The 2911-nt window shown below is 51.4% G+C and carries 3 protein-coding genes and 1 tRNA gene; all 4 read left to right on the forward strand.

Annotated elements, in window-relative coordinates; genetic code table 11:
• Positions 1–264, forward strand: a 264-nt coding sequence (locus tag JKK62_RS01640) for an iron hydrogenase small subunit (protein ID WP_201426674.1), incomplete at its 5' end; no start/stop codon positions are given.
• Between the two features lie 159 nt (positions 265–423).
• Positions 424–1827: an alanine/glycine:cation symporter family protein gene (locus JKK62_RS01645; RefSeq protein ID WP_243411720.1), complete on the forward strand. Its 1404-nt coding sequence runs from the start codon at positions 424–426 to the stop codon at positions 1825–1827.
• Between the two features lie 50 nt (positions 1828–1877).
• Complete coding sequence (locus tag JKK62_RS01650; RefSeq protein ID WP_201426675.1) at positions 1878–2690, forward strand: metallophosphoesterase; 813 nt, start codon at positions 1878–1880, stop codon at positions 2688–2690.
• 106 nt (positions 2691–2796) lie between these two features.
• Positions 2797–2872: transfer RNA gene (locus tag JKK62_RS01655), tRNA-Val, on the forward strand.
• Positions 2873–2911: the final 39 nt, after the last annotated feature.

Genomic DNA, 2911 nt, shown 5'->3' on the forward strand with positions numbered 1-2911 from the left:
CAGTTCATCGAGGTTATGTGCTGTCCCGGCGGCTGCGTAAACGGCGGCGGTCAGCCCATTCAGCCCGGTCATGTGAGAAACTTCACAGACCTCAAGGCTCTCCGTGCAAAGGCACTCTACGAGGACGACCTCAGTCTGCCTTACAGAAAGTCACACGATAACCCCGAGATCAAGGCTATCTACGACGAGTACCTCGGCGAGCCCGGCTCACACCTTGCTCACGAGCTGCTCCACACCTCTTACGTTGAGAGAAAGAAAAACTGATTTCAGGTCAAATACACACAAAGGCTGTCTCGAAAGGGGCAGCCTTTTGTTGTCTTTATTTACGAAAAATTCGGAAAAATGCTTGCCAAACTGTACGGTTTTAAGGTATAATAATAGTAAAACTGTAAAAAAGGGGAAAAGAATATGCTGGACGCTATTATGAATTTTTTCAATTCCGTGGATGACGTAATGTACTATCCGATCCTCATCATTGTACTTGCCGCGGCGGGACTGCTCTTTACCTTCCGCACCCGTTTTGTGCAGATCCGCCTGTTCGGTACCGCCTGCAAGCTGATTATGGAAAAGCCCTCGGGCGAACAGAAGGTATCCTCCTTCCAGGCGCTGATGGTATCCACCGCCTCGCGCGTAGGTACGGGCAACATCGTCGGCGTCGCGACCGCTATCACGATCGGCGGACCCGGCGCATGCTTCTGGATGTGGCTGATGTGTATTATCGGCGCGTCCTCTGCGTTCATCGAGAGTACGCTCGCCCAGATCTTCAAGCGCAAAAACCCCGACGGCTCCTGCTACGGCGGCCCTGCGTACTACATTGAGCGCATTGCGAAGAAGGGCATTCTCTCGGGGGTATTCTGCGTTTTCCTCATCGCGACCTACGCCTTTGGCTTCAACCTGCTCTGCTCCTACAATTTACAGTCGTCCTTTGAGATCTATGATTTCTACGACAAGACATGGACTCCGGTTATTATCGGCGCGATCATCGCCCTGCTCGTCGGCTTCTGTCTGTTCGGCGGCGGCAAGCGCATCATCGGCATCACCGAGAAGTTGGTACCCTTCATGGGCATCGGCTATGTTCTCGTTTCCCTTATTGTAATCTTCACCCACATCGGCAACATTCCCCAGACCTTTTCCTCGATATTCAGCGACGCATTCAACTTCAAGGCTATCTTCGGCGGTCTGAGCGGTTCCTGCCTTGTCTACGGCATTAAGCGCGGCCTGTACTCAAACGAGGCAGGCGTAGGTTCGGCGCCTAACGCTTCCGCGTCCGCCGACGTTACCCACCCAGTAAAGCAGGGCCTTGTCCAGACTGTTTCCGTTTACATCGATACCATGCTTCTCTGCACTGCTACCGCGCTCATGTGCCTCAGCTCGGGCGTTAAGTACAGCCCTGAATTAAACGGCGCGACCTACGTTCAGAACGCGGTATCGACGATTTTCGGCGATTTCGGGCCGATTTTCATAACCATAGCGATGGTAATGTTCGCGTTCACGACCCTTATCGGCAACCTCTACTATGTCGACAACGCCCTGATTTACCTTAACAAAAAGAGAATGCCGTCAAAGGTTTTCATGAGAATTTTCTATGCCTTTTGTGTGCTTATCGTCTTTGTCGGCGCGCTCATTCCGATGAACTTCGCGTGGACAATGGCGGACATCACCATGGGCGGAATGACGCTGATCAACATTCCCGTCTGCGCAGCTCTCTCGGGAATCGCTGTCAAGGCATTGCGCGACTTCGAGTCACAGCGCAAAAAGCGCCTCAATCCGCATTTCCGCGCTACGGATATCGGACTGAAGGAAAGCGAAGTCAGCTTCTGGAAATAAGAATATTTCAGATTATCAGGCAATAAATTATACGGAGGTGAGGAACGCGTATGTCGAAGCCTGTTGTAACAGAGTACGAGGTGTTTTCAGAGCGGATCAGAAAGCCGCTCAAAATCGCGCTGGTTGCGGATCTGCACGAGCGCCGCGCTGTTGACATACTGAATCTGCTGCGCGCTCAGAACCCCGATTTAACGGTCGTAGCCGGTGACACACTCGAGCGTTACCGCGAGAGATATCAGTCGACGGTAAAAAGGCGGTTCAATCCGATTCGCTGGCTGATTGTAAATATAATTTACTACGTCAACTTATTTTTCATGCTTCTGCGCCCTAAGCGAAGCAAGCCCGACACCAAAAACGCCTATTCATTTCTGCGTCAGGCGGCGGATATCGCGCCCGTGTTTCTCAGTCTTGGCAATCACGAGGAAGAGCTGAAGTCCGAGGACAGGGAGTTTTTCCGCAATAACGGAATTCACTGTCTGGACAACGAGGATGCCGAGGTTGTGGTCAACAGAAACTTTATGCTTATCGGCGGTCTTTCGGATGAGTATGACGAGGAGTGGCTGAGCAGCTTTGCGCAAAATGACGAGCTCAGGCTGCTGCTCTGCCACAACCCGAACTACTACGAAACGCTGAAAATAAAAGACACGGATATTGATCTGATAGTTTCGGGACACAACCACGGCGGACAAATCCGCATTTTCAGCATGGGCGTCGCAGGCGCCGGCGGCAAGCTGTTCCCGAAGTACGACAAGGGTATTTATGACGGACGGCTGGTTGTATCCGCAGGCTGTTCGAATACTGCGGCGATTCCGCGTATCAACAATCCGCGCGAGCTGGTTATCATTAACATGAAAAAAAGATAATCCGAAATTTTTACAAAAAAGGTATTGACTTTAAGGCGGTTTTGTGATATCATAATATACGTCGCTGAGAGATAAAGCGAAAGCTGAGGCGACAAAGGCATTAGTTGGGAGTTTAGCTCAGCTGGGAGAGCATCTGCCTTACAAGCAGAGGGTCACAGGTTCGAGCCCTGTAACTCCCACCAATAATGGCCCGGTAGTTCAGTTGGTTAGAACGCTAGCCT

It is taken from the genome of Ruminococcus difficilis (genome assembly GCF_016680995.1).

Bases quoted from the DNA above. Each gene is read 5' to 3' on its own strand.
- JKK62_RS01645 (WP_243411720.1), top strand. From the start codon at position 424: ATGAATTTTTTCAATTCCGTGGATGACGTAATGTACTATCCGATCCTC.
- JKK62_RS01650 (WP_201426675.1), top strand. From the start codon at position 1,878: ATGTCGAAGCCTGTTGTAACAGAGTACGAGGTGTTTTCAGAGCGGATC.